General features: G+C 63.5%; 2 protein-coding genes. One reads left to right on the top strand and one right to left on the bottom strand.

Annotation, left to right across the window (positions count from 1 at the left end):
• Positions 1 to 21: 21 nt before the first annotated feature.
• Positions 22 to 339 carry a hypothetical protein gene (locus tag IQ35_RS21700; RefSeq protein ID WP_242003447.1) on the bottom strand — a complete coding sequence of 106 codons (318 nt, stop codon included), beginning with the start codon at positions 337 to 339 and terminating at the stop codon, positions 22 to 24.
• Between IQ35_RS21700 and IQ35_RS21000 the strand changes: the two genes are divergently transcribed.
• A partial coding sequence (locus tag IQ35_RS21000) for a DEAD/DEAH box helicase (protein WP_242003446.1) occupies positions 256 to 1,042 on the top strand: 787 nt, incomplete at its 3' end. The genes IQ35_RS21700 and IQ35_RS21000 overlap by 84 nt on opposite strands.

Below are 1,042 nucleotides of genomic sequence, written 5' to 3'. Positions count from 1 at the left end.
GCGACACTTTTTGCACTGCCGTCACGAGAACCCCTGGCGCTGGTCAGAGCGGGACATCGGGTCGCCGTCGCCTCGAACAGCCATGAAGCGATCCGCAATGTCCTGCTCGGCTGCCTGCGTGCTCGCGAGGAAGAAGGTGGCACCTTTCCCGTGTCGTTTGCCCACAAAGTTTCCGGAGGCGATGATGGCTATGCCAGCGATTGTCCCGTTCACCGCGCCACGGCCAATGATGACCTGATCCTCGCCCGCGCCAATGTGGTCGGCGGCACGGCCTTCTTCTTCGCGCGCGATGAGAATGTGCAGCGCTTCGATTGGTTGTTTGTCGATGAGGCTGGACAAGTGGGCCTCGCCAACATGGTCGCCATGGGTCGTGCCGCGCGCAATATCGTGCTGGTCGGCGATCCGCGCCAGCTGCCTCAGGTCATCCAGGGCGCGCATCCTGCGCCCGCCAACCTGTCATGCCTGGAGTGGATGCTGGGCGAGCATGCCACCGTCCCGCCCGATCGGGGCATATTCCTTGCCGAGACCCGGCGGATGCATCCGGCAGTTTGCGACTTCATTTCAGACCAGGTCTACGAGGGACGCCTTGCCAGCCATAGCGATACCGAGCGCCAGAGGGTTACCGGAACGGCCTGGCCCACGGCCGGCGCATATTGGGTTTCGGTTGCTCATGACGGTAATGCCCAGATTGCCGCCGAGGAAGTTGCGGCGATCGGAGCGGCAATCGAGAATCTCCTGCAAGGGAGCTGGACCGACAAGAACGGCGCCACGCGCCCTATCGGCCCCGGCGACATCATCGTCGTCGCCCCCTATAACGCACAGGTCAACGCGCTGCGGGCAGGGCTGCCGAGCAGCATCCGCGTCGGCACGGTCGACAAGTTCCAGGGCCAGGAGGCCCCTATATGCCTTGTCTCCATGACGGCATCCTCGGCCGACGAGACGGCCCGCGGCATGGAGTTTCTTTTTTCGCTCAACCGCATCAATGTCGCGGTCTCACGAGCTAAAGCGCTTGCGCTCGTTTTTGGCAGCGACCGCCTACGCG

This window comes from Sphingobium wenxiniae, assembly GCF_007830065.1.
Lineage (GTDB): Bacteria > Pseudomonadota > Alphaproteobacteria > Sphingomonadales > Sphingomonadaceae > Sphingobium > Sphingobium wenxiniae.
The sequence above is the reverse complement of the archived record's forward strand: the minus strand, read 5'-3'. Positions and strand labels throughout refer to the sequence as shown.